Origin of the sequence: Rhizobium giardinii bv. giardinii H152, from assembly GCF_000379605.1 — a bacterium.
GTDB classification, from domain to species: domain Bacteria; phylum Pseudomonadota; class Alphaproteobacteria; order Rhizobiales; family Rhizobiaceae; genus Pararhizobium; species Pararhizobium giardinii.
Genome location: NZ_KB902599.1, coordinates 1 through 1,335 on the forward strand (window position 1 = coordinate 1; position 1,335 = coordinate 1,335).

Here is a 1,335-nt window from a genome sequence, read left to right on the forward strand (position 1 = left end):
TCACGCCATTTTCTTTCGCGTAATCAAGCGCTTCAGCTCTCGTGATTGCCGGATAACCAAACACCGTTGTTATGGCTGCAAAGGTGGCAAGTGCCGCTGCGGGCAAGATACGCATTCGCTTGCCAACCATGAAGCCGCTTGAGTTGCTGTTTTCACAAACATCGGAAATGTGTGTCATTTAGTTCCCCATTTTTTTATGCTGGACCGTTTGAGCCCGCTATCAATCGTTATCCGAATGCGGCCCGAATAATCACGTATATTGCCTCTCTCCTCGCATGATTCCGGCAAAGAAGAGGGCAATATTGCAGTAAATCTGCAGTCTGAGATGCTGTGTTAGATCGTTGCTTCGCGATCTTAAGGCCCAGGGCGCCAATCTCGCAAATACCCGAGCGATGTCATGGCACAACCCTCTTGTCGAACCAGGGATGAGCGCGTTGCGACCTGCCAGTGGCGTATTAGGTTCAATAATCATTTTCGTACCGTTCCTCGGGACGCCTCAAGATTACCATGTAGACATTTGAAGATAATTCGATTTCTGTTATCAATGTATGCGCAAGCCGAATAAGTGGATCACGCAATGGACATCGGACTTTTGAGGACGTTTACGTCGGTTGCCACGCTCGGAAGTTTTTCTGGCGCAGCACAGCGATTGAATATGACCCAATCAACAGTTAGTCAGCAGGTAGCCCGCCTTGAGGAGCACCTCGGTAAACAACTGTTTGTTCGGACAACTCGGCGATGCCGGCTTACACCGTCAGGCGATGAACTCATGGAAAGAGCCAGCAAAGTTGTGTCCCTTATCGACGAAATGGAGAGCGCGTTTCGTCCGGAACTGAGTAGCGGCACCGTTGTTGTCGGTGTTGTTGATGACTCCTACTTGTTTGCGCCGTTGACTCGCGCGCTGGCGGAATTTGTCGAACGACGACCAACTGTAAACGTGGAAATCAGGGCGGGAATGTCGGCCGACCTGTTGCGTGAGTTGAAAGCCAGAAATATTGAGCTCGCGTTGCTTCGGGTGGATCCTGACTTGGACAGATCTAATCTTCTCCAAACGAGCAGACTGATTTGGGTGTCCTGCCCAAATTGGCAGGTTCCCAGCAGCGGCATCATTCCTCTGGCGGTGGTTGGTGGAACGTGCAACTACCATAAAACTGCCGTCGAGACGCTTCGAAGCGCTGGTATACAGTCCCGGCGGGTCGTAACCTGCAGTAGCCTCGAGGGGGTCATGGAGGTCGTGCGTGCCGGCCTTGCAATTTCCGTCGTGCCAGAGGGAGAACTACGAGGCGGAATGGAAATCGTTAGCGACAGTCGGCTCCCTTCGCTTCCTTACACAGG

1 protein-coding gene is annotated in these 1,335 nt (G+C 52.1%); it reads left to right on the forward strand.

The window, feature by feature from the left end; all coding sequences use genetic code 11:
* Positions 1 to 577: 577 nt before the first annotated feature.
* A partial coding sequence (locus A3AY_RS39020) for a LysR family transcriptional regulator (RefSeq protein ID WP_026203249.1) occupies positions 578 to 1,335 on the forward strand: 758 nt, incomplete at its 3' end.